The 21,151-nt window shown below is 70.3% G+C and carries 26 protein-coding genes; 15 read left to right on the forward strand and 11 right to left on the reverse strand.

The window, feature by feature from the left end:
- The coding region (locus B9G38_RS07280; protein ID WP_143415387.1) for a CNNM domain-containing protein at nt 1–680 on the reverse strand (680 nt) is incomplete at its 3' end.
- 210 nt (nt 681–890) lie between these two features.
- Here B9G38_RS07280 and B9G38_RS07285 point away from each other — a divergent pair.
- The 3 genes from B9G38_RS07285 to B9G38_RS07295 all read left to right on the forward strand — a co-directional run bounded on the left by B9G38_RS07285 (nt 891) and on the right by B9G38_RS07295 (nt 2,429).
- Complete coding sequence (locus B9G38_RS07285; RefSeq protein ID WP_086215911.1) at nt 891–1,187, forward strand: glutathione S-transferase N-terminal domain-containing protein; 297 nt, start codon at nt 891–893, stop codon at nt 1,185–1,187.
- Between the two features lies 1 nt (nt 1,188).
- Nucleotides 1,189–1,698 carry a redoxin domain-containing protein gene (locus B9G38_RS07290; RefSeq protein WP_086215912.1) on the forward strand — a complete coding sequence of 170 codons (510 nt, stop codon included), beginning with the start codon at nt 1,189–1,191 and terminating at the stop codon, nt 1,696–1,698.
- A gap of 101 nt (nt 1,699–1,799) precedes the next feature.
- Nucleotides 1,800–2,429 carry an L-threonylcarbamoyladenylate synthase gene (locus B9G38_RS07295; protein ID WP_086219966.1) on the forward strand — a complete coding sequence of 210 codons (630 nt, stop codon included), beginning with the start codon at nt 1,800–1,802 and terminating at the stop codon, nt 2,427–2,429.
- A gap of 27 nt (nt 2,430–2,456) precedes the next feature.
- Here B9G38_RS07295 and B9G38_RS07300 read toward each other — a convergent pair whose 3' ends face one another.
- The 3 genes from B9G38_RS07300 to B9G38_RS07310 form a co-directional block, all read right to left on the reverse strand.
- Nucleotides 2,457–2,723, reverse strand: coding sequence for an HAH_0734 family protein (locus tag B9G38_RS07300; protein WP_049931464.1), 267 nt, complete (start codon nt 2,721–2,723; stop codon nt 2,457–2,459).
- A gap of 87 nt (nt 2,724–2,810) precedes the next feature.
- Entirely contained in the window at nt 2,811–4,631 is a 1,821-nt protein-coding gene (locus B9G38_RS07305) for a ribosome biogenesis/translation initiation ATPase RLI (RefSeq protein ID WP_086215914.1), read from the reverse strand.
- Nucleotide 4,632: 1 nt separating this feature from the next.
- Complete coding sequence (locus B9G38_RS07310) at nt 4,633–4,941, reverse strand: hypothetical protein (RefSeq protein ID WP_086219967.1); 309 nt, start codon at nt 4,939–4,941, stop codon at nt 4,633–4,635.
- A 284-nt stretch (nt 4,942–5,225) separates the two neighbouring features.
- Here B9G38_RS07310 and B9G38_RS07315 point away from each other — a divergent pair, with 284 nt between their 5' ends.
- On the forward strand, nt 5,226–5,507 hold the full coding sequence (locus tag B9G38_RS07315; RefSeq protein ID WP_004598013.1) for a helix-turn-helix domain-containing protein: 282 nt from the start codon (nt 5,226–5,228) through the stop codon (nt 5,505–5,507).
- Nucleotides 5,508–5,572: 65 nt separating this feature from the next.
- On the opposite strand, the gene B9G38_RS07320 is transcribed toward B9G38_RS07315, so the two are convergent.
- Nucleotides 5,573–5,848: a hypothetical protein gene (locus B9G38_RS07320; protein ID WP_049931522.1), complete on the reverse strand. Its 276-nt coding sequence runs from the start codon at nt 5,846–5,848 to the stop codon at nt 5,573–5,575.
- A gap of 243 nt (nt 5,849–6,091) precedes the next feature.
- Between B9G38_RS07320 and B9G38_RS07325 the strand changes: the two genes are divergently transcribed.
- A complete protein-coding gene (locus tag B9G38_RS07325; RefSeq protein WP_086215917.1) occupies nt 6,092–7,066 on the forward strand; it encodes a C-terminal binding protein in 975 nt (324 codons plus the stop codon).
- 31 nt (nt 7,067–7,097) lie between these two features.
- On the opposite strand, the gene B9G38_RS07330 is transcribed toward B9G38_RS07325, so the two are convergent.
- Nucleotides 7,098–7,895 (reverse strand): DUF6663 family protein, encoded by a 798-nt coding sequence (locus tag B9G38_RS07330; RefSeq protein WP_086215918.1) that lies wholly within the window; start codon nt 7,893–7,895, stop codon nt 7,098–7,100.
- Between the two features lie 114 nt (nt 7,896–8,009).
- Here B9G38_RS07330 and B9G38_RS07335 point away from each other — a divergent pair, with 114 nt between their 5' ends.
- Nucleotides 8,010–8,699: a methyltransferase domain-containing protein gene (locus B9G38_RS07335; RefSeq protein ID WP_049931458.1), complete on the forward strand. Its 690-nt coding sequence runs from the start codon at nt 8,010–8,012 to the stop codon at nt 8,697–8,699.
- Nucleotides 8,700–8,726: 27 nt separating this feature from the next.
- Here the strand turns inward: B9G38_RS07335 and B9G38_RS07340 are convergent, their stop codons facing one another.
- The gene (locus tag B9G38_RS07340) at nt 8,727–9,173 is read right to left on the reverse strand and encodes a type IV pilin (protein ID WP_086215919.1); all 447 of its coding nucleotides are present in this window, start codon (nt 9,171–9,173) and stop codon (nt 8,727–8,729) included.
- Nucleotides 9,174–9,317: 144 nt separating this feature from the next.
- Nucleotides 9,318–10,694, reverse strand: coding sequence for a hypothetical protein (locus tag B9G38_RS07345; RefSeq protein ID WP_049931456.1), 1,377 nt, complete (start codon nt 10,692–10,694; stop codon nt 9,318–9,320).
- 186 nt (nt 10,695–10,880) lie between these two features.
- Between B9G38_RS07345 and B9G38_RS07350 the strand changes: the two genes are divergently transcribed.
- From B9G38_RS07350 to B9G38_RS07385, 9 genes are all read left to right on the forward strand, one after another.
- Nucleotides 10,881–12,161, forward strand: a complete 1,281-nt coding sequence (locus B9G38_RS07350) for a hypothetical protein (protein WP_086215920.1) — start codon at nt 10,881–10,883, stop codon at nt 12,159–12,161.
- Nucleotides 12,162–12,360: 199 nt separating this feature from the next.
- Complete coding sequence (locus B9G38_RS07355) at nt 12,361–13,149, forward strand: electron transfer flavoprotein subunit beta/FixA family protein (protein ID WP_049931454.1); 789 nt, start codon at nt 12,361–12,363, stop codon at nt 13,147–13,149.
- On the forward strand, nt 13,149–14,093 hold the full coding sequence (locus B9G38_RS07360; protein WP_086215921.1) for an electron transfer flavoprotein subunit alpha/FixB family protein: 945 nt from the start codon (nt 13,149–13,151) through the stop codon (nt 14,091–14,093). Before B9G38_RS07355 ends, B9G38_RS07360 begins: the two co-directional genes overlap by 1 nt.
- Nucleotides 14,094–14,174: 81 nt before the next feature.
- On the forward strand, nt 14,175–15,098 hold the full coding sequence (locus B9G38_RS07365; RefSeq protein ID WP_086219968.1) for a DUF5995 family protein: 924 nt from the start codon (nt 14,175–14,177) through the stop codon (nt 15,096–15,098).
- Nucleotides 15,099–15,142: 44 nt separating this feature from the next.
- Nucleotides 15,143–15,397 carry a hypothetical protein gene (locus B9G38_RS07370; protein ID WP_176450635.1) on the forward strand — a complete coding sequence of 85 codons (255 nt, stop codon included), beginning with the start codon at nt 15,143–15,145 and terminating at the stop codon, nt 15,395–15,397.
- Nucleotides 15,398–15,446: 49 nt separating this feature from the next.
- Nucleotides 15,447–16,430 (forward strand): replication factor C small subunit, encoded by a 984-nt coding sequence (locus B9G38_RS07375; protein ID WP_086219969.1) that lies wholly within the window; start codon nt 15,447–15,449, stop codon nt 16,428–16,430.
- Between the two features lie 311 nt (nt 16,431–16,741).
- Entirely contained in the window at nt 16,742–17,275 is a 534-nt protein-coding gene (locus tag B9G38_RS07380; protein ID WP_049931450.1) for a metallophosphoesterase, read from the forward strand.
- A gap of 411 nt (nt 17,276–17,686) precedes the next feature.
- Nucleotides 17,687–17,815 carry a hypothetical protein gene (locus B9G38_RS18725; RefSeq protein WP_254921732.1) on the forward strand — a complete coding sequence of 43 codons (129 nt, stop codon included), beginning with the start codon at nt 17,687–17,689 and terminating at the stop codon, nt 17,813–17,815.
- Nucleotides 17,815–18,990 carry an inorganic phosphate transporter gene (locus B9G38_RS07385; RefSeq protein WP_049931449.1) on the forward strand — a complete coding sequence of 392 codons (1,176 nt, stop codon included), beginning with the start codon at nt 17,815–17,817 and terminating at the stop codon, nt 18,988–18,990. Before B9G38_RS18725 ends, B9G38_RS07385 begins: the two co-directional genes overlap by 1 nt.
- Nucleotides 18,991–19,015: 25 nt before the next feature.
- Here B9G38_RS07385 and B9G38_RS07390 read toward each other — a convergent pair whose 3' ends face one another.
- From B9G38_RS07390 to B9G38_RS07400, 3 genes are all read right to left on the reverse strand, one after another.
- The gene (locus B9G38_RS07390; RefSeq protein ID WP_049931448.1) at nt 19,016–20,173 is read right to left on the reverse strand and encodes an aminomethyltransferase family protein; all 1,158 of its coding nucleotides are present in this window, start codon (nt 20,171–20,173) and stop codon (nt 19,016–19,018) included.
- A gap of 47 nt (nt 20,174–20,220) precedes the next feature.
- Nucleotides 20,221–20,520, reverse strand: coding sequence for a DUF6432 family protein (locus tag B9G38_RS07395; RefSeq protein ID WP_049931447.1), 300 nt, complete (start codon nt 20,518–20,520; stop codon nt 20,221–20,223).
- 110 nt (nt 20,521–20,630) lie between these two features.
- The coding region (locus B9G38_RS07400) for an archaemetzincin family Zn-dependent metalloprotease (RefSeq protein WP_086219970.1) at nt 20,631–21,151 on the reverse strand (521 nt) is incomplete at its 5' end.

A 21,151-nucleotide genomic window follows, 5' to 3' on the forward strand; every position in this document is an offset into this window, starting at 1 on the left:
ACCTCCTTGGCGATGGTGTTGTTGAACCGGAAGATGCGGTCGAGCATCTCCCGCTCCTCCTCCTCGATGACGCCCTCGCGCTCGCCCGTCTCGATGATGTCCTGGATCTCGTCGCGGGTGACGTACGTCGACTCGATGGCCGCCGAGCCGCCGATGACGCTGTTGACGCCCTTGACGATGTAGTCGAAGAGGACGACGAGCGGGTAGAGGGCGTACTCGGAGGCCTTCAGCGGGCGGGCGATCCGCAGCGCCCACGACTCGGTGTTCTCGACGGCGTACGACTTGGGCGCGCTCTCGCCGAAGATCAGCACGAGCGTCGTGATCCCGAAGGTCGTCGCCAGCACCGACTGCCCCCGCGAGAGGTAGATCCCGAACAGCGCGGTGGCGATGGAGGTCATCGCCACGTTGACGATGTTGTTCCCGACGAGGATCGTCACCAGCAGGCGGTGGGGGTTCTGTTTCATGTCGCGGATCGTCTTCGCCCCCGTCACCCCCTCGTCGACGAGGCTATCGATGCGGTGTTGCTGCAGCGAGAACATCGCGATCTCGGACGAGGAAAAGAACGCCGAGAGCCCGATGAGAAGCATAATCGCAACGACACCGAGGGCGGTCACGACCTCTTGACCCGGCATCGGTATCTGGAGGACATCGACCACCGGCGCACTAGACGACAAGCCCATGTTCGTTTGTCATCCGTCGGCCCGCGATTAAAGCGTTCCCTTCGACTAACCCGGAAGCGACCCGACCGCCGCGGAAACGGTCGCCGTGCCGCACACCCGAGCGCGCCCACCGGTGCGCGCGGTGCCCCGAATCGTCGCCGACTCGGATCCGCCGACACCGAGGGTGCCGCTGCCGACACGATTACCCGTCTCGCGGGCGAATCGCGAGGCATGACCGAGCCACAGATCACCCTGTACCGGCTCCAAGCGTGTCCGTACTGCGAGCGCGTGGTCCGGACGCTGAACGAACTCGACGTGGCGTACCGCTCCCGATACGTCGAGCCGATGCACTCGGAGCGCAACGTCGTCAAGCGCGTCTCCGGCGCGCGGAGCGTCCCGGCGATCGTCGACCGCGAGACGGGCGTGACGATGTCCGAGAGCGCGAACATCGTCGAGTACCTCCGCGGCACGTACGGCGACGCGGCGGCCGACGGCGGCCGCGCGGTCGACGCCGAGGGAGTTGCCTGAGATGCCCGACTTCGACGTCGTCTCTCTCCCGGAGACCGACCACGTCGAGGAGGGCGACGCGGCGCCCGACTTCACCCGCCCGCTCGTGAACGGCGAGTACTGGGAGGACCGCTCGCTCGCCGACGTCGTCGACGGGCCGACGCTCCTCCTCTTCCACCCGATGGACGGCGCGTTTCAGGGGACGTACCTCTACAACACGGTCGACGACCACGGGTGGAGCGACGAGGTCGACGTCCTCGGCGTCTCGATCTCGACGCCGTACGCCCACAAGCGCCTGCTCGCCGACCGCGGCGACGGCGTCCGCATCTTCTCTGACCCGGGCGCGGGCGTGATCGAGGAGTACGGCCTCGCGCACGACATCGACGGCATGACGGGGGTCACGGAGAGTCGTCCCGCCGTCTTCCTCCTCGACGCCGACCGAACCGTCGAGTACGCGTGGGTCGCGGGCGAACACCCCGCGTTCCCCGACGCCGAGGCGATCGACGACGCGGTCGCGAACCTCGTCGACTGATACCCTCGCGCTCCGCGGCCGCGTCGTCTCCCGGCGGGCGTCGGTGGGGGCGGCAACGTCCACTCGTCACGCTTTTTCAACTCGGCACCGAATAGCCGCACGTGACCGCCGATACGAGCGACGACGGACCGGACCGATCCGACGAGCTGCGCGCGGCGGCCGCCGCCGTCGACCGCGGCGACCTCGTCGTCTACCCGACCGAGACGGTGTACGGGCTCGGCGCGGACGCGCTCGATCCCGACGCCGTCGAGCGCGTCTTCGACCTGAAGGGCCGCGACCGGTCGAATCCGCTCTCGCTCGGCGTCGCGAGCGTCGACGACGCCCTCCGCCACACCCGCCCGACGGAGCGGGCGGTGGCGTTCGCCCGGGCGTTCCTCCCGGGGCCGGTGACCGTCGTCGTCGAGCGCGGCGACGGCGTGCCGGACGCGCTCACCGCCGGCCGCGACCGCGTCGGGGTCCGCGTGCCGGACCACGACCTCGCGCGGGCGCTCATGGCCGAGACCGGTCCCCTCACGGCGACGAGCGCCAACGTCTCCGGGACCGGCAGCGTCACCGACCTCGGCGACCTCGACGACCGGGTCCGCGATGGGGTCGCCGCCGTGATCGACGGCGGCGAGACGCCCGGCACCGAGAGCACGGTCGTCGACCCCGAGGCGGGGACGGTCCACCGCCGCGGGGCGATGGCGGGCGCCATCGAGGCGTGGCTGGCGGACCCGCCGGTAGACGGGTAGAAGCGCCGGCGAGAAGCGGTCGGCGCGTTAGACGGAGAGGTCGCCCTTCGCCTTGATCACGTCGAGGTCCCCGGCGTCGACCGTCTCGACGTCGAGCCAGTGGGGGACGTACTCGCGTTTGTCGTAGGCGTCACGTTCGTCCTCGGTGCCGACGGTACACCATAGCTGGGGCTCGTCCGGGCCGTGCCAGCCCCCCTGGACGTTGATGCCGAAACAGACCAGCTCCTCGCCGTCGTGCTCGATCACCGCGTCCTTCCGGATGTCGGGGTCGCCGCGGATGATGAGGTGTTTCATGTGCCGGCGTTTGCGTGTTCCGGGCTTAATCGCTTCGATACCGCGAATCGACGGGCGTCGGGGCGCGACCGCGAACGTCGATTCCGATCAGCCGGAGTAGTAGTACTCGCCGTCGCGCTTCTGCTGGCTGTCGAGCTGTGAGCCCGGCTTATTGATCCGGGGGCGTCCGGTTCGCTCGTCGCGGCGGAAGGTGATCTCGAGGTCGGCGAGGAACTCGTTCATGCCGTCGCGCATGTCCTGCGGCGGCGCCGCGCGGCCGCGCTCGGCCGGCTCGCCGTCGAACACCATCAGCCGGTCGGCCAGCAGGTCGATCATGTAGATGTCGTGGTCGATCACCATCACCGTCGCGTCGTGGTTCTCGGCGTACCGGCGGATCGCCGTCGTCGCCCGGACGCGCTGCTCCACGTCGAGGTGGGCCGAGGGCTCGTCGAGCAGGTAGAGATCGGCGTCGTTGGAGAGACAGGCCGCGATGGCGACGCGCTGACGTTCCCCGCCAGAGAGATCCGAGAGGTTCTGCTCCATCACGCGCTCCAACTGGAGGGGCTGGGCGATCTCGGTGTTCCAGTAGGAGGAGCCGAACTCGTCGGTGATCGACGAGAGGAACGCGTCGACCCGCATGTGCTGGTCGATGTCGATGTACTGCGGCTTATAGGAGATGTCGAGCGCGAAGTCGAGCTCGCCCTCGTCGGGCTCCAAGTCACCCGTGAACAGCTGCGCGAGCGTGGACTTCCCGATCCCGTTCGGGCCGACGACGCCCAACACCTCGGAGCGGTTGATCTCGCCGCCCTCGACGCGGAGCTCGAACTCGCCGTCGCCGTACGACTTCCGCAGGTCCGGGTACTCGATCAGCGTCTCGCTCCGGGAGGCGACCCGCGGCGCGTGCTCCTCGAAGGTGATCGCCGACGGGCGGATCCGCATGTTCTCGTTGTCAAGGTACCCCTTCAGGTACTCGTTGATCCCCTTCCGCACCGACTTCGGGTCGGTGATGACCCCGTACGCGCCGGGCTCCCCGTACGCGACGTGGAGGGTGTCGGCGAGGAGGTCGAGGATGGCGAGGTCGTGTTCGACGACGAGCATCGACCGGTCGGCCGCGTCGTCGTCGGCGAGCTCGCGGATGAGCCGGGCGACGATCATCCGCTGGCCGATGTCGAGGTACGGCGTGATCTCGTCGAGGAAGTAGAAGTCGGCGTCACGTGCGAGGCACGCCGCGATGGCGACGCGCTGGAGCTCGCCGCCCGAGATGGAGTCGATATCCTGGTCCATCACCGGGCGGATGTTGAGGCGGTCGACGAGATCGTCGAGCGCGCCGCGCTCGTCGGTCCGCTCCAGGAGTTCGCGGGTGTTCCCGTCGAACTGGTTCGGGATCTGGTCGACGTACTGCGGCTTGCGCGCGACCGTCACGTCGCCGTCGCGGAGCGATTCGAGGTAGCTCTGGATCCCGGTGCCGCGGAAGCGGTCGAGGACGCGCTCCCAGTCGCCGTCGGCGGCGTGGTCGCCGAGGTTCGGGACCATCTCGCCGGCGAGCGCGTGGACGGCCGTGGACTTCCCGATCCCGTTCGGGCCGAGGATACCGGTGACGCTGCCCGGCTCCGGCGTGGGGAGGCCGTACAGCGAGAAGGCGTTGTCGCCGTAGCGGTGGACCGGGTCGTCGTCGAGTTCGGAGGGGAGGTTGATGATCTCGATGGCGTCGAACGGGCAGGAGTTGACGCAGATGCCGCACGTCTCGCCGAGACAGATCTCCTCGGAGATGTGGATCTGGTCCGGATCGCCTTCTTCGGCGTCCTCGCCGCGCTCCGTGATACACTCCTTGCCCGTCCGGTTGGGCGGGCAGTCCTTCATACACTCGTAGTTACAGCGGTCGGGCTGACACCGGTCGAGGTCCACGACCGCGATACTGTCGTCCGCCATCTCAGACCCCCAGTTCGACGCCGGACGTCAGGAGGACGGTGTAGCTGATGAACCAGAGGGTGAACGTGAGAAACGCGACGTAGAGGTTGTCTTTGACTCCGAAGTCCCCGACGCCGACCGCTTTAAATATCGGGTACTGCGCGATGACGAACGCCCCGAGCACGAACACCGCGGTCGTGCTCGCGGCGGAGACCGGATCGGTGCCGACGTAGACGGCCGAAACGACGCCGGCGGCGATCCCGGCGAGACAGCAGATGGTCGTGACGACCACGCCGCGCGCGTGGTCGGAGAGGCCCGAGTCGTCGCTCATGCCTTCGGATCCGCGAGCGCCCGTGAAAAGCCGTTCGTTCCCGCCGCCGGCCGCGACCGCGACGGGAGTACCGCGGGGACATCCGCCGGGTCGGTCCGGCGCGCGTCGCCCCGGCCGAGGCGCGCGCGAGCCGAATCGCTGACTGACTGGTCAGTCCAGCGGGGAGAAATAGGGCCATATTGCCGGTTTGTACCGCGAAAAGCGGCGCATATCTCCGGTATACGGCGGTTCAGCGGCAATGCTCCATCAACATTTATGAGCGTGTGCGGTTTCGAATCGTAACGATGGAAGGAACTCAAACGGAGGGCCTCGACGACCTCCCGCCGAGCGCCAAACTCGTCTTCAAGGTGCTCGAGTACAACGGACCGTTGACCCAGAAGGGGATCGTCCAAGAGTCGATGCTGTCGGCCCGCACCGTCCGGTACGCGCTCGAACGGCTCGAAGGGATCGGGGTCGTCGACGAGGACGTCTACTTCGCGGACGCCAGGCAGAACCTCTACAAGCTCACGGAGCCGGCTCAGGAGTTCACCGCGGACGAGAGCGAGGCCTCCTGTACGGCCGACTGACGGGATCTTCCGATCGTCGGTGCGGTTCCGATCGCCCCCCTTCTCGCGGCGGCCCGATGCGGTCCCTATGACTCCGGACGCTCCGCGCCGCGTGCGCCGCTGACGGCGGTCGCGATCGTGAGGACGACCGCGACCGACAGCGCCGAGGTCGCCGCCAGCACGAACGCCAGCAGGAGGAACCAGACGTCCGGTCCGAAAAGCGGGTACTCGCGCGTGTCGATCACGGGGCCGAGCAGTTCGAGGGTCCTGACGAGGTACAGCAGGACCGCGAGCAGCGCGCCAGCCGCCGCCCCCACTCGGACGTTGCGGTAGAACGACAGCGACTCAAGGAGAACCAGCATCGGGGGCTTCGAACTGTCCTCGCTCACGGGTAGCCGTACGGTCGGCGGCCGCAAAGAGTCATCGGAACGCGACCGAGGCCCCCGGAAGCGGGGGGCGACGAGGCCGATTCGAAGCGGACGGGCGACCCGTTGACCGAGCCTCGACGACACGGGGAGAGGATATCCTACACGATCGAAACGGACGTATGAAGGCCTGACAGCGTCAGTGACAGTCGTAAAGTGGATCGGCGGGAGAGGAGGCGTATGGCCAAACTGGTGCTGTCCGCGTTCCCGATGATAGACCCGGAGACGTACCGCGAGGTGCTCGCGGACGCCGTCGACGAGCCGGTCGAGATCGAAGTCGCGGAGCTGGGCTCGACCGAGCGGCTGATCGACGCGGCCTCGGGGGCCGACGCTGTCGTCACCGACATCAACACGCCCGTCACGGAGGCGGCGCTCGACGCCACGGACCTCGACGTCGTGGTCCGGTCGGCGGTCGGCGTCGACAACATCGACGTGGAGGCGGCCGCGGAGCGCGGCGTCACCGTCACCCGCGTCCCGGACTACTGTACCGACGAGGTCGCGACGCACTCGGTGACGCTGCTCCTCGCGTGCCTACGGTCGCTGAAGCCGTACGACGACGCCGTCGCGGGCGGCGGGTGGAGCTGGGAGGCCGGCGCGCCGATCCGGCGCGTGAGCGCGTCGACAATCGGGCTGCTCTCGTTCGGGCCGATCGCGCAGCGCGCCGCCGAGCAGCTCTCCGGGTTCGACGCGGACCTCGTCGCGTACGACCCGTTCGTCGGTGCCGACGAGATGGCCGAGTACGGCGTCGAGGAGGTCGATTTCGAGGCGCTGTTCGACCGGGCCGACCACGTCGGTGTCTACGCCCCCCTGACGGACGCGACCCGGGGAATCGTCGACGCTGACGCGCTGGCGCGCCTCGACGAGGACTCGGTCGTCGTCAACGTGAGTCGCGGTCCGGTCGTCGACGCCGACGCGCTGCTCGACGCCCTGGAGGCGGACGAGATCAAGGCCGCCGGCCTCGACGTGCTCGCCGAGGAACCGCCGGAGGACGACCCACTCGTCGGGCGCGACGACACGGTCGTCACGCCGCACGCGGCGTGGTACAGCGAGGAGGCGAAGGACGACCTCAACCGGAGCGGCGCGGCGGACGTGGCGGCCGTCCTCAACGGCGAGACGCCGGCCGGCCGGGTCGACCCCGACGCGGACTGGCTGTAGTTCGGCGCCGTCGACGGCGCAGGTGCTCCGTCTACAGGCGGTCGAGGGCGTCGAAGTCGTCGTCGTCCGAGTCGCCCGCGTCGTCGAGAACCGGGGAGTCGCTCCCGCCGTCGCCGTCGGGGTAGTTCGCGTCGAGCCCCGCGGCCAAGCCGACCCCGAGGTCGTAGGTGTCGCGGACCGTCTGCGCGAGGACGCCGTCGCGGTCGAAGACGACGTAGACGGCGACGAACTCGTACTCCGCGGGGCGCAGCACGAACACCTCCCGCGGGTCGTCGTCGTCCCGCGAGTCGTTCACCCGCGCGACGAGCGGTTCGATCGGGAGCCGCCCGGTTCGGACCTCCTCGAAGGTGTCGCTGCCGGGCGCATCGGCGAAGAGGTAGAGCGCGCCGTTCGGATCGCCGTCGTTCGACCGGGTCGTGATCGAGCCGACGGGCTCGCCGTCCGCGCGGATCTGTCGCCACGTCTCGACGGCCGCCTCGAACATCCCCTCCACGTCGTCGGCGAAGCGGAACCGGGTCTCGCGGACGACCTCGACCTCGCGGAATCGCGCGGAGCCGTCGGTCCACGCCAGCGTCGCGTCGACGACGAAGCCGGGACGGAGCGCGTCGACGGCGTCCGCGAGGTCGCCGTCGTATCCCTCGGCCGTGGCGTACAGCGGGTCGTACCGGTCCGCGGCGTCGGGGTCCGTCGGATCGACCGGCTCGTCGGCGAGTTCGACGAGGACGAACTCCTCGGCGTCGTCGACGCCGCTCCGAGCCGCGTCGTCGTCGATGTCCGGCCGCTGGCGCCGGTCGTGGACGCGGAACCGGCCGCTCGTCGTCGGGTTCATGCCCGAGGGAACGGGTGGCGGGCGGAAAAGACGGTCGGAAGCGGGCGCCGAAACCGGCGTCGGCCGACCGCGGATCCGTGTCGTTATGGGGCGGGCGGCCCAATGAACCGGTAAATGGGGATCCTCGAGGACAAGTCGAACGCCCGGCTCTTCTACAAGTACCTCTCGAAGGTGTACGACCAGATCAACCGCTTCAACTGGAACGAGGAGATGCGCGCCGAGGCGCTCTCGTGGCTGGAGTTCGGCGACGACCCGACGGTGCTCGACGTCGGCTGCGGCACCGGGTTCGGCACCGAGGGACTGTTAGAGCACGCCGACGACGTCCACGGCCTCGACCAGAGCGTCCACCAGATGGAGAAGGCGTTCGAGAAGTTCGGGAAACACGACCGCGTCGACTTCTATCGCGGCGACGCCGAGCGGCTCCCGTTCCGCGACGACGCGTTCGACGTGGTCTGGTCGTCCGGCTCGATCGAGTACTGGCCGAATCCCGTCGAGGGGCTCCGCGAGCTCCGCCGCGTCGCGAAGCCCGGCGGACAGGTGCTCGTCGTCGGTCCGGACTACCCGAACAACCCGATCCTCCAGCGGGTGGCCGACGCGATCATGCTGTTCTACGACGCCGACGAGGCCGACCGGATGTTCGAGGCCGCCGGCTACGAGGAGTACGAACACCACATCCAGCAGGCGACGCCGCAGAGTCCGCGAGCGATCACGACCGTCGCTCGCGTTCCCGGCGGCGACGGAACGGACGACGGGTCGGGTTCGACCGCCGCCAACGCGGAACCCTCGGCGCCCGACGCCGAGTGAGAGCGCGGTTCCCGCGTCGCGCTCGCTTCAGCCCGCTTCGACGGACGCCTCCAGCGACGCGACCGGCTGCCCGTCGGCCGTGATGTCGACGGTGACCGTCCGGCCGGGTTCGAGCGTCGGATCGTTGGTGTCCGCGACGCGGAACGTCGCCGTCTCCCCGACGCGCAGCGTGTCGTCGCCGGCGGCGTTGAACGGACCGGTCGGCCCGGGGTGAAATCCGGCGGCCGAAAAGAACGGGAGCGGCGGCTGTTCGTCGAGCGGTTCGCCGTCGATGCTGACGCGGATCGTCACGGCCGAGACGTCGATCGGGTCGCCGCCGCGGTGATCGATCGCGATCCGATCGTCGGTCGCCGACAGCGACAGCACCGCCGACGGCGGCACCGTCGCGCTGGGACCGTCGAGCGCGGCGGCCGCGACGCCGCCGGCCAGCACGACCGTGATCGCGATGAGCAGCACGCCCGCGACGGGCGCCATTCCCCGGCGGCGACGAGCGGCTGGTGGCACGGCGGTCCTGCGGCGGTTCCGTACAAAAGGGTTGGCCCGGGCGGCGGCGAGCGGGGGCGGAAACGCGGGCCGGAACGGGCGGTCCGGACCGGCGGAGACGACCCGGCCGACCGGTCACTCGTCGCCGACCGGCCTCGGGGTCGTCAGGGGTTCGATGTCGTCGAGAACGACGACGTACGGCTCGTCGACGACCGTGATCCGGTACGGCTCGGCGGGCGAGAGCGTCCGAACGACGCCGGCCCCGTCGGTGGTGCCGATCGCCCGACTGTCTCCCCCGCCGACGGACTTCGTGACGGTGACATCGGGAACCGGTTCGCCCGTCTCGTCGTCGAGGACGGTGACGGTCACCGGGCCGCCGGGGTAGGTCCGCTCGACGGTGACGTTGAACCCGTCGCCGGAGGCGGTGACCGGTTCGCTGTCGGGGAACGCCGTCAGGCCGACCCGCTGGTGTTCGACGAACACCTGTTCCGTCCCGCCGCTGACGAACGTCTGGAGGGTGCCGAACTCGTGCGGGATCGTGATACGCTGGACCGAGCCCGCGCCGAACGCGTCGGGCTGGCGGAGCGCGGCCGTCTCAGGGTAGGCCGCCTCGGTCATCTCGATGGCCGCGTCGTTCGAGATGTCGCTGCCGCCGCGGTCCCAGCGGCCCGTGCGGAAGACCTCGCGGACGTACTCGTCCTCGACGACGGTCGCGAGCACGACGGCGCCCTGGCTCGACGCGACGTAGATGTCGCTCGGGGCGGACTGCCCGCGGGCGATGGCGAGGGCGCGGTCGCGGACCGGCCCCTCGTACACCTGTAGCGCCACCTGAAGCTCGTCGAGCCGACCGGGAGAGCTGAAGTCCTCCGTCGCGTCGGCGAGCGCGTCGATCGCGTCGAGCCGCTCGTCGTACTCCTTAGCGGTCGCCGCCACACGGACGAGTTCGTCGAGCAGTTCGCGGTCGGTGATCTCGCCGTCGGCGTGCGAGCTGAAGGCCTCCGACTGGCGGCTGTACAGCGCCACCTCGGCGCGCTCGACGCGGTTGATCTCCGCGAGGATCTGCTGTTGGCGCTCGACGTTCGTCTCGGTGCGCTCGATCCGGTCGACGACGGCCGCCGTCTCGAAGGCGGCGTCGGCGTCGGCGGTCGCGAACCCGAGCGACGATCCGAGGTCGGGGCCCCGGGTGGACGTGCTGACGCGCGTCGCCGCGCCCGACGGCGTCGAGAGCGTCCGGAGCGTGAGGTTCGCCGTTTCGATCTGCGGCGCGAGTTGGCTGGGGGTCGACGGGGAATCCGCCGAGGAGGCGAGATCGACGGACCGTGACGGGGATGTGGAGGGCGAGACGGGATCAACGGACTGCGCCGGGCCGGAAGGCGGGACGGAGGCGGCGGGCCGCGCCGGCTCTGAGGCGGGCGAAGCGCCGTCGGAGGCGGCGACGCCGGGGCCGGCGACGCCGGCGACCGGCGCCACGAGCAGCAGGACCGCGACCGCGGCGATCGGGAGGGCTCTCATCGTCTGCTGGTTCGCCCCGCGATACAAAAAATCCACCCACTGCGGTCGGTCACCGGCGCCGTGCGGGTCGGTGTCGCGGTCGACGGCGCGTCCGGCCGCGGACGTGAGTGGGAGTTCGACCGCGTTTCCCGTCGAAAAACAGCGTATGGAAAGCGTTTTGCCCGGCGCGCGAGTGGCCGGAGACGTATGCGGAACCCCGCCTTGCGCGCGTTCTTGGTCGCGATCGTCGCGCTCGCGTTGCTCGCGAGCGCCGGCGGCGCGGTCACCGGCGCGACGACGGCCCCCTCTCCCCTCGACGCGGAGGTCGCCCCGAACCACGCCGGGCCGCTCGACGGCTCGACCGACGTTCGGGGGTCTCTCGGCGGGGAATCAGCGGTTCGCCAACAGACCGACGACGCGATCACCTCGCCGTCGACGACCCGTATCCGACTCGCGTTGAACCCGGACCGGAGCGCCGACTGGACCGTCGCGGTGCGGTACTCGCTGGCCGACGAGAACGAGACCGACGTGTTCCGCACGGCCGGCGAGCGCTTCCGCGGCGGCGAGATCGGGCCGAACGCCGCGCTGTTCGAGGGATTCCGTCGGGAGGCGAGCCGCACCGTCGACCGGTCGATGTCTATCGAGGGCGTCGAGCGGGAGGTCGAGGTGTACGAGGACCCGAGCGAGTTCGACGTCGCCACCGAAGACGCCGTCGCCGTCGGTGAGTTCCGCCTGCGGTTCACCTGGACCGAGTTCCTCGCACAGGACGGCGAGAGCCTGATCCTCGGGGACGCGCTGACGACGCCGGGCAACGAGACGTGGCTGCGTAGCCTCGAGGCGAGCCAGACCCTGGAGGTGGCGACGCCGGAGGGGTACGCCGTCACCGGAACGCCGAGCACCGCCGTGACGCAGCTCTCCGACGGCGACGTGATAATCGAGGGCCCCCAGACGTTCGAGAGCGGCGACCCGGTACGGATCGTGTACGAGCCCGCCGGGGCGGGCGCTCCGTGGGGAATGCTGGCGGCCGCGATACTGCTCGGGGCCACGCTCATCGCCGGCAGCGTCGTCGGGTACCGCCGGATCACCGCCGAGGAGGACGTCTCGGACGAGTCAGCCGCGACCTCCGAGACCGCGGACCCCGGCGGCGCCGACCGGAAGCCGATCGGTGCCGGCGACGGCGGTCCGGAAGACGACGGTTCGGGGGACGACCCCGGCGATTCCGTCGGAAAGGGGGAGGACGGCGACGACGGGCCGGACCTCTCGCTGCTCTCGGACGAGGAACGCGTCGAGCGGCTCCTCGACGAGAACGGCGGCCGGATGCGGCAGGCAGACATCGTCGCCGAGACCGGGTGGTCGGACGCGAAGGTCTCGCAGCTGCTCTCGGCGATGGCCGACGAGGGGCGCGTCGAGAAGCTCCGACTCGGCCGCGAGAACCTCATTTCGCTGCCCGACGGCGAGGACGAGACGGGCGGCGACGGCGAGGAGTAGGCGGAAGCGGCGGCGACAGCGAGGAGACAGCGACGGCGGCGACACCGAGGAGACAGCGACGGCAGCGACACCGAGGAGACAGCGACGGCGGCGACAGCGCCCGTTCGAGCGCCGAGCGCTGACCCGCGGAAGCGGAAACCGCCGGTCCGTCCTCGCCCGTTCCGAAAACCATTACAGGGCGAGCGACCGAGTAACGATCATGAAGGTTCTGGTGACCGTCAAGGAGGTCGCGGAGGCGGACGACGACTTCGCGATCGAGGGGACCGACATCGCCGAGTCCGATCTCGAGTACGATCTCAACGAGTGGGACGACTACGCCGTCGAGGCGGCGGTCCAGCTGGCCGAGGCCGGGATCGCGGACGAGGTCGTGACCGTCACCGTCGGGCCGGAGCGCTCGGAGGAGACAATCCGGATGGCGCTCGCGAAGGGCGCCGACCGCGCGGTCCGCGTCTGGGACGACGCGCTGGACGGCGGGTTCGCCGACGTCGCCTCGAAGGTCGAGCTGTTCGAGGCGGTCGTCGCGGAGGAGGAGCCGGACCTGATCCTCGGCGGGGTCCAGGCGGCCGACACCGGGTTCGGCGCGACCGGCGTCGCGCTCGCGGAGCGGATCGGCTTCGAGCACGCCGCGGTCGTCAACGACCTCGACGTCGACGCGGACGCGGGGGTGGCCCACGTCCACCGCGAGCTGGAGGGCGGGGTCGAGGAGCTGACCGACGTCGACCTCCCGGCGGTGTTGACCGTCCAGACCGGGCTCAACGAGCCGCGGTACGCGAGCCTCCGCGGGATCCGGCAGGCACAGCGGAAGGAGATAGCGGTGAAGGCGCTGTCCGACCTCGGGCTGACGGCCGAGGACGTCGAGAGCGCGCTGACGCTCACCTCGATGTACGAGCCGGAGAGCGAGTCGGACGCGGAGATCATCGAGGGGGACGCCGGGGAGTCCGCGGGTCGCCTTGCCGAGGTCCTCCGTGACAAGGGGGTGAGCGCGTAATGAGCGTGCTCGTCGCCGCCGAACACCGCCGGGGAGAGCTCCGCGACGTCTCGTACGAGGCGATCACCGCCGGCCGAGAGCTCGCCGACGCGCGGGGAGTCGACCTCCACGTGGCGGTCGTCGCGGGCGACGTCGACGCCTTCGCGGAGGAGCTGAACCGCGAGGGGGTCGACGCGATCCACGCCGTCGCCGACGGCGAGGAGTTCGACCACAACGCCTACCGAGCGGCGGCCTCGACGCTGGCCGACCGCGTCGACGCCGGGGCGGTGGTGCTGCCGAACTCCGTCAACGGGCTCGACTACGCGCCCGCCCTCGCCGAGAGCCTCGGCGTCCCGCTGGTGACCGACGCGGTCGGGATCGAGTACGACGACGGGCTCACCGTCACCCGCGAGATGTACGGCTCGAAGGTCGAGACGACGGTCGACGTCGAGGGCGACCGGTTCGTCCTCACGGTCCGGGGCGGCGAGTGGCCGCCCGCGGAGGGCGTCGGAGACGCGACGGTCGAGACGGCCGACATCGACCTCCCCGAGTCGGGAGCCCGCGTCACCGGCTTCGAGGAGGTCGGCGGCGGCGACGTCGACATCGCGGACGCCGACGTGCTCGTCTCGGTCGGCCGCGGCATCGAGGAGGAGGAGAACATCGAGCTCATCGAGGACCTCGCGGACGCGCTCGGCGCGACGCTGTCCGCCTCTCGACCGATCGTCGACAACGGTTGGCTGCCGAAGAACCGGCAGGTCGGACAGAGCGGGAAGGTCGTCACGCCGGACGTGTACATCGCGGTCGGCATCTCCGGCGCGGTCCAGCACGTCGCCGGCATGAAGGGGTCGGACACGATCGTCGCGATCAACACCGACCCGAACGCGCCGATATTCGACATCGCCGACTACGGGATCGTCGGCGACCTCTTCGACGTGGTGCCCGAACTCATCGACGAGTTCGCGTAGGCGGACCCCGGAGCCGGCGGCAACGCTCTTGTATCGCGGCGGAGTACCGAACGTTCTGACGGCGTTCGCCGTCCCGTCACGATGATCCCGATCCGCACCAGCGTTCCGACCGTCGACGAAGCGGAGGCGCTGCTCGCCGGAGTCCGACGGACAGTCGACATCGAGGCGGACGGCGCGGCCGCGGCCCTAGCCGACGAGGAGCCGGATCCGGGCCTCCTCGAGATCGTCTCGGGCCCGTTCGCGTCCGTCGCCGATGTCGACGAGCGGCTGGCGCGGACCGAGTCGTACCTCCGCGAGCGCGGCGACCGGCGCGCGGTGTTTCTCACGGTGTACAGCCGGATGACGGCGACCGTCCGGACCGCGATCGACGACGGCGCGTTCGTCGACCCGGAGTGGGCCGCGTCGTACCTCGTCGCCTTCGCGGAGCGCTACCGCCGGGCGCTGGCGGCGTTCGAGCGCCGCGCGTTCGAGTCGCTCCCGCGACCGTGGCTGATCGCCTTCACCGCCGCGGTCCGCGGCGAGTCGCTTGTCGCGCAGGACGCCCTGCTCGCGATCAACGCGCACATCACCTACGACCTCACGTACACGCTCGGTGAGGTCGAAATCGACCCGGACCGCGATGTCAAGCGCGAGGACCACGACCGCATAAACGCGATCCTCGCCCGGCTCGTCCAGACCGTACAGGACGTCCTCGTCGAGGCGTACGCTGCGGTCGGGATCGCCGGGGTCGACTGGCTGCTCGATCCCCTCGACGACCGGTTGGCCCTGCTCGGCCTGAAGGGCGCTCGGGAGTTCGCCTGGCGGAACGCCGTGTTACGCGCCGACCTCCCGGCGTGGCTCGGGGAGCGATACGTTGACTGGCGCGCCGAGACCGTCGCGACTGGCGCCGCGGCGGCCGTCCTCGCGCCGGATGTAGACGCCGACGCGACGGGGCGCCTGCGAGAGGCGGAGGACGGCGGCGACGCAGCGAGCGCGTTCCGCGAGACGGTCCGACGGCGGATGTAGCGACGAGAGAAACACTGATGACGGTCCTCGCGGATATGACGACTATGCCACATATCCGGGGGACGGTCCACGGCGTCGCCGCGATGGTGACGCTCGTCGTCGGGTCGATGCTGACGGACGCGATCCGCGAGGAGTACGAGCTGTTCGCGCAGATCGCGGCGACGACGACGCACCTGCTCATCGACGTCGCGGAACTGCCGGTGTCGCGAGAGATCGCGGCGGTGGTCGTCCCCGTCGGCGTGCTGATGGGAGTCTGGGTGTTCGCGTACGAGCTCCAGCGGCTGCTGCGGGCGGAGTGAGAGCCCGGTCTCGGTTCGTTTATCACCCCGCCGACCCTCGGATCGGGCAATGAGCGAGGCCGACGAGCAGCCGGCTGCGACCGCGACGGGCCGGGAGATCTGGATCGAGAAGTACCGGCCGCAGACGCTCGACGACATCCACGGGCAATCGGAGATCGTCGAGCGGCTCCAGAGCTACATCGCGCAGGACGACGTGCCGCACCTGCTCTTCTCGGGGCCCGCGGGCGTCGGGAAGACGACCGCGGCCACCGCCATCGCCCGCGAGATCTACGGCGAGGACAACTGGCGCGGCAACTTCCTCGAACTGAACGCCTCCGACCAACGCGGCATCGACGTCGTCCGCGACCGGATCAAGGGGTTCGCGCGCTCGTCGTTCGGCGGCGACTTCCGGATCGTGTTCCTCGACGAGTCCGACAGCCTTACAGATGATGCACAGGCGGCGCTCCGCCGCACGATGGAGCAGTTCTCCGACAACACCCGGTTTATCCTCTCGTGTAACTACTCGTCGAAGATCATCGACCCGATCCAGTCGCGCTGCGCCGTCTTCCGGTTCTCGCCGCTGTCGGACGAGGCGGTCGGCGGGATGGTCCGCGAGATCGCGTCCGCGGAGTCGATCGAGGTGACCGACGCCGGAGTCGACGCCTTGGTGTACGCGGCCGACGGCGACATGCGCCGCGCGATCAACTCGCTTCAGGCGGCGGCGACGACGGGCGACGTGGTCGACGAGGAGGCGGTGTACGCGATCACGGCGACCGCCCGCCCGGAGGAGATCGAGTCGATGGTGACCGACGCGCTGGAGGGCGACTTCGCTCGCGCGCGCTCGACGCTCGACACGCTGCTCACGGAGACGGGGATGGCCGGCGGCGACGTGATCGACCAGCTCCACCGCTCAGTCTGGGAGTTCGACCTGAACGAACGCGAGGCGGTGCGGCTCATGGAGCGCATCGGCGAGGCCGACTACCGGATCGCCGAGGGCGCCAACGAACAGGTCCAGTTGGAGTCGCTGCTCGCGGCGCTCTCGCTGGACGAGTAGCGATAGACCGGTTTCGAGTCTCCGGGCGCTTGTTTATCCGGTACTGACGACCCAGCGACGGCGAACACTTCCAAAGCCCAGCCGCTCGGTTACATGTCGTTGAGTCCGGAGCGGCGACGGACACCCCCGAACCCCCGCCCCGCACGGCAACCGCGCCTCACGCCTCCCCAGCCTCGTCGGTCGCCCTCCGCGCTCTCCGGGCGACCGACTCCCTCGCGCGTGCTCCTCGCGGCCGCCTTCGGCTGCTACTTGGAGGCACGCACCGCCGTGGCGAGCGCGCTTTTTAACTCACGCCGGCGCGGACTCCCGGTATGCTCGTCGTCGTCTCCGACACGCACGCACGCGAGGAGTCGAGGCTTCAGGGGCGGACCGCGGAGGCGGTCCGCGAGGCGGATCTGGTGATCCACGCGGGCGACTTCTACCGCGAGCCGGTCTTAGACGCTTTTCAGTCGACCACCGCCGCCCTCCGGGCGGTCTACGGCAACAACGACGACGCCGCGATCCGCGACCGCGTCCCGGAGGTTCGGACCGTCGAATACGCGGGGGTCAGGTTCGCGGTCACGCACCGACACCGCAGCGGCGACACGGGGCTCGTCATGCTCGGTCGCGGCCGCGACGCCGACGCCGTGATCTGCGGCCACAGCCACCGGCCGCGGTTCGACGACTCAGGCGGGCTCCCGATACTGAATCCGGGCAGCCACGCCCAACCGCGCGGGAACCGGCCGGCGCACGCGGAATTGCGTCCGGTGGACGACGGGGCCGGAGACGGTCTGGACGGGCGACTGGTGACGCCGGACGGGGAGGAGTTCGAGACGTTCCGGATCGGGGCCGAGAGCCGCGAGTAAGGGAGCGAATCACGAGAAGCGGATCGGGCTCGCCGTCGCGTCGGCAGAGACCGATCGCGACGCCCCGCCGACGGCCGGGCCGGCCGACGGTCGTGTCAGCGGTGGAGGACCCGGATCGACGCGGAGGTGGGCGCCGGCTGTCGGTCGCTGGTCGGCCGGGGAGGGGGATACCGGACTGGGTAGGGAGCGGGTGCGAGTCCGACCAGCCGGCGGTCGGCCGGCGGGTTCGAGCGTGAGGGCCGAAGCGGGGGGTCGCGATTACACGTAGTCCTGGTAGCGACATATACGTGGCTGAGGGACAAAAGCGCGTTTTAGTCATCGGGATTCGATCGCCCGAACGCGTCGGAATCGTCCGGGTCACGCGACCGTTCGGCTCGTAAATTATAACCGCGTGCCGACGGATTCGGTCGTATGCTCCCGGTCCAACCCCTGTTCGTGCTTCTGCTGGTGGGTCTTCTCGGGCTGTTCTTCTTCGGGTTCCTCCTCGTCCGGCGCACGGTGGCCGGGCTGAACGAGGGGTACAACGACGGGCGACGCTGATGGTCGTCGCCACCGCCGCGACCCTCCTCGTCGCCGCCGCCGCCAGCCTCTTCATGGCGTGGTCTATCGGCGCGGGGTCGTCGGGGTCGACCCCGTTCGCGCCCGCGGTCGGGGCGAACGCGATCTCCGTGATGCGGGCCGGGCTCGTCGTCGGCGTCCTCGGGCTCCTCGGCGCGATCCTCCAGGGCGCGAACGTGACCGAGGCGGTCGGCACCGAACTGATCGGCGGGGTGACGCTCACCGCCGTGGCGGCCATCGTCGCGCTCGTCACGGCCGCCGCGCTGGTCGCAGTCGGCGTGTTCGCCGGCTACCCGATCGCGACGGCGTTCACCGTCACCGGTGCGGTCGTCGGCGTCGGCCTCGCGCTCGGCGGCGACCCGGCGTGGCCGAAGTACGCCGAGATCGCGACGCTGTGGGTGCTCACGCCGTTCGTCGGCGGCGGCGTCGCCTACGGCGTCGCGCGCATGCTCATCGGCGAGTCGCTGCCCGAGCGACCGCTCACGGCCGCGCTCGCCGGCGTCGTCGGCGCGATCCTCGCGAACGTCGGGTTCGCGCTGCTCGGTCCCGCCGGCCAGCAGGCGTCGGTGGCGAGCGTCCTCGGGGCGGGGCTGGGCGGCAGCGGCGCGGGTCCCGCCGCGGTGAGCGTCGCGATCGCCGCGCTCGTTTCGGTCGCCGTGTACGCGGACCTCGGCCGCGACCGCGAGGGGGCACAGCGGCGGTTCCTGCTCGCGATGGGCGGGCTCGTCGCGTTCTCGGCCGGCGGGTCGCAGGTCGGCCTCGCGATCGGCCCGCTCGTCCCGATCTTCAGCGAGGTCGGCGTCCCGCTGTGGGCGCTACTCGTCGGCGGCGGCGTGGGGCTGTTGGCCGGGTCGTGGACCGGCGCGCCGCGGATGATCAAGGCGCTCGCGCAGGACTACGCCTCGATGGGGCCGCGACGGTCGATATCGGCGCTCATCCCGTCGTTCGCGATCGCGCAGACCGCCGTCGCCTTCGGGATCCCCGTCTCGTTCAACGAGATCATCGTCTCGGCGATCGTCGGCGCGGGCTACGCCGCGGGCGACGCCGGCGTGAGCCGGAAGAAGATGGGGTACACGGTCCTCGCGTGGATCGGGTCGCTCGTCGGCGCGTTCGTGCTCGGGTTCGGCCTCTACTCGGCGGTCGACTTCGTCGCGTGACGGGCGGCGACGCTCCGCTTCACCCTCAGGCGCGTCCCTCGGGGTACGTCGGCAGCCGCGCGGACCGCGCGCTCCCGTCGACGAACGGGAGGTCGACGGCGGTGGCCGGACTCTCCTCGCCGTCGACGCGGACGGCGACCTCGCCGAGGGCGGCGTCGAACCCGACGAGCGCCAGCGCGACTGGCACGTCCGTCGCGGGGCCGACGGCCGCCCGCGTCACCTCGCCGATCGCCTCGTCACCGTCGAAGACGGCCGCACCGGACGCGGGGAGCGCGGCGTCGATCCCCTGCGGGTCCGCGTTCGGGTCGACGCCGTCGACCGCCTCGGCGACGCCGTCGAGTTCGAGGCCGACGAGCCGTCGGCTCGGTCGCCCCTGATTCTCCACGCGCGAGACGACCTCCTGCCCGACGTAACACCCCTTCTCGAAGTCGAGCGCGTTCCGGAGGCCGAGGACGTTCGGGACCGTGCCCGCCAGTTCGTACTCGAAGAGGGGCGTTCCGGCCTCGGTCGCGAGCGCGTCCCACGTTCGGTACCCGAACGGCGCGGCGTTGAGCCCGCGGTTGATCAGGGTGTCGAACACGTCGCCCGCGTCGGCGGCGGCGCAGACGATCTCGTACCCCTCCTCGCCGAGCGGCGCGTCCGTCGCGATCACGGTGACGCCGGCGTCGACCATCGACCCGCGGACGAACGAGAGGGGCCCCTCCGGCGCGCCCGGTCCGCCGAGGACGGAGGCGACCTTCTCGGTCGACTTCGGGCCGTGAACCCCGAACACGCCGAACTCGTCGGACACGTCGTCGATCGCGACGTCCTGAATGAACACGTTCTCCGCCCAGTCGGCGGCGACCGACTCGACCCGTTCCGGGGGGAGGAAGACGAGCAGCCGCTCGTCGGCGTTGTACACGTACATGTCCGTCTCGATCCCGCCTTGAGGATCGAGCAGGAGGGCGTACGTTCCCTCGCCGTCCTCGGCGGGGACGCGGTTCGAGACGGCGTTGTCCACGAACTCGACGCGGTCGCTCCCCCTGACGGCGAGGACGCCGTACCCCATCTCGATCACGCCCGCGACGTTTCGGACCGCCTTGCCGACGCGGACGGGCTTCCCGTAGTGGTCGACGACCTCGCGACCGCCGCGGTCGCGGTACGCGGCGCCGTGCGCGTCGTGGGTACCGGAGACGAGCGTCATGGTCGAACGGTGGCGATCGAGGGGCAAAAGGCCGCCGTCTCCGACGGCTACAGTCCGAGTCGGTCCCGGATCGCGTCGACGAGGCTCTCGGAGGGGTCGTCGTCGGGCGCCTCCGGGTCCGGAACGACCTTCTCGTGGGCGTACACCCGAACGTGCTCCTCGGACTCGACGGTGATCAGCGAGTCCTCCTTCAGCGTCGAGAGGGCCTCCTCGACGGCGTCGATGTCTGCGTCGACGGCCGCGCGCAGTTCGAGGACGGTCATTCCCTCGTCGCCGCGGTCGACGAGCGCGTCGAGCAGCGCGACCTCGACGTCCGGCCGGTCGCGGTATTCCGGCTTTGCGGCCATACCCGTCCCTTGTGCGGGCCGGACTTTACGTCTACCGGCGATCGGAGAGGGATTGGCGACCGGAGAGATCGGGCGACAGATCGTCGGGAGGGTACGCCGGTCGCGCCGCGTCAGCGGACGATCCGCGAACAGGTGCCACAGAGGTTCTCCTCTTTCACGTCGACCTCGCGGACGGTCGGGGAAAACGACATCACGCACTTGCTGTTGTCGCAGTGCTCCAGGCCGAGAGTGTGACCGATCTCGTGGACGACCTCCTTGCGGACGCGGTCGCCAAACACGTCGACCGCGGGCTTGGTGGAGACGCCGCCGTCGGAGGAGGTGCGGAGGCGGTGCGTGGAGATGACGGAGCCGCTGCCGTTGAGGTACGCGAGGCCGAACACGTAGTTCCGGCGGCGGTAGTAGAGGTCCTCGGGCGTGATGCCGATGTTCTTCTCGCCGCCGCCGACCCGAGTGACCGTCTCGATGAGGTCCTCGGCGCGGTACTGGTCCCTATCTGCCTCGAAGGCGGAGTCGGGGATCGGCTGATCGTCGTGGACCGTCACGTCGCAGTCGTATACGGAACGCAGCGCACCGGAGGCCTCCCGTTTCACTCGGGGGGTGACCTCCCCGACCGGGACGATGTCCACGAGCA

The sequence above is a fragment of the Halorubrum sp. SD612 genome (assembly GCF_002135005.1).

Bases quoted from the DNA above. Each gene is read 5' to 3' on its own strand.
- B9G38_RS07335 (WP_049931458.1), top strand. From the start codon at position 8,010: ATGGGGATCCTCGAGGACAAGTCGAACGCCCGGCTCTTCTACAAGTAC.
- B9G38_RS07315 (WP_004598013.1), top strand. From the start codon at position 5,226: ATGGAAGGAACTCAAACGGAGGGCCTCGACGACCTCCCGCCGAGCGCC.
- B9G38_RS07365 (WP_086219968.1), top strand. From the start codon at position 14,175: ATGATCCCGATCCGCACCAGCGTTCCGACCGTCGACGAAGCGGAGGCG.
- B9G38_RS07355 (WP_049931454.1), top strand. From the start codon at position 12,361: ATGAAGGTTCTGGTGACCGTCAAGGAGGTCGCGGAGGCGGACGACGAC.
- B9G38_RS07345 (WP_049931456.1), bottom strand. From the start codon at position 10,694: ATGAGAGCCCTCCCGATCGCCGCGGTCGCGGTCCTGCTGCTCGTGGCG.
- B9G38_RS07395 (WP_049931447.1), bottom strand. From the start codon at position 20,520: ATGGCCGCAAAGCCGGAATACCGCGACCGGCCGGACGTCGAGGTCGCG.
- B9G38_RS07300 (WP_049931464.1), bottom strand. From the start codon at position 2,723: ATGAAACACCTCATCATCCGCGGCGACCCCGACATCCGGAAGGACGCG.
- B9G38_RS07285 (WP_086215911.1), top strand. From the start codon at position 891: ATGACCGAGCCACAGATCACCCTGTACCGGCTCCAAGCGTGTCCGTAC.
- B9G38_RS07290 (WP_086215912.1), top strand. From the start codon at position 1,189: ATGCCCGACTTCGACGTCGTCTCTCTCCCGGAGACCGACCACGTCGAG.
- B9G38_RS07380 (WP_049931450.1), top strand. From the start codon at position 16,742: ATGCTCGTCGTCGTCTCCGACACGCACGCACGCGAGGAGTCGAGGCTT.
- B9G38_RS07310 (WP_086219967.1), bottom strand. From the start codon at position 4,941: ATGAGCGACGACTCGGGCCTCTCCGACCACGCGCGCGGCGTGGTCGTC.
- B9G38_RS07350 (WP_086215920.1), top strand. From the start codon at position 10,881: ATGCGGAACCCCGCCTTGCGCGCGTTCTTGGTCGCGATCGTCGCGCTC.
- B9G38_RS07325 (WP_086215917.1), top strand. From the start codon at position 6,092: ATGGCCAAACTGGTGCTGTCCGCGTTCCCGATGATAGACCCGGAGACG.
- B9G38_RS07360 (WP_086215921.1), top strand. From the start codon at position 13,149: ATGAGCGTGCTCGTCGCCGCCGAACACCGCCGGGGAGAGCTCCGCGAC.
- B9G38_RS18725 (WP_254921732.1), top strand. From the start codon at position 17,687: ATGCTCCCGGTCCAACCCCTGTTCGTGCTTCTGCTGGTGGGTCTTCTC.
- B9G38_RS07305 (WP_086215914.1), bottom strand. From the start codon at position 4,631: ATGGCGGACGACAGTATCGCGGTCGTGGACCTCGACCGGTGTCAGCCC.
- B9G38_RS07370 (WP_176450635.1), top strand. From the start codon at position 15,143: ATGCCACATATCCGGGGGACGGTCCACGGCGTCGCCGCGATGGTGACG.
- B9G38_RS07375 (WP_086219969.1), top strand. From the start codon at position 15,447: ATGAGCGAGGCCGACGAGCAGCCGGCTGCGACCGCGACGGGCCGGGAG.
- B9G38_RS07385 (WP_049931449.1), top strand. From the start codon at position 17,815: ATGGTCGTCGCCACCGCCGCGACCCTCCTCGTCGCCGCCGCCGCCAGC.
- B9G38_RS07320 (WP_049931522.1), bottom strand. From the start codon at position 5,848: ATGCTGGTTCTCCTTGAGTCGCTGTCGTTCTACCGCAACGTCCGAGTG.
- B9G38_RS07340 (WP_086215919.1), bottom strand. From the start codon at position 9,173: ATGGCGCCCGTCGCGGGCGTGCTGCTCATCGCGATCACGGTCGTGCTG.
- B9G38_RS07390 (WP_049931448.1), bottom strand. From the start codon at position 20,173: ATGACGCTCGTCTCCGGTACCCACGACGCGCACGGCGCCGCGTACCGC.
- B9G38_RS07330 (WP_086215918.1), bottom strand. From the start codon at position 7,895: ATGAACCCGACGACGAGCGGCCGGTTCCGCGTCCACGACCGGCGCCAG.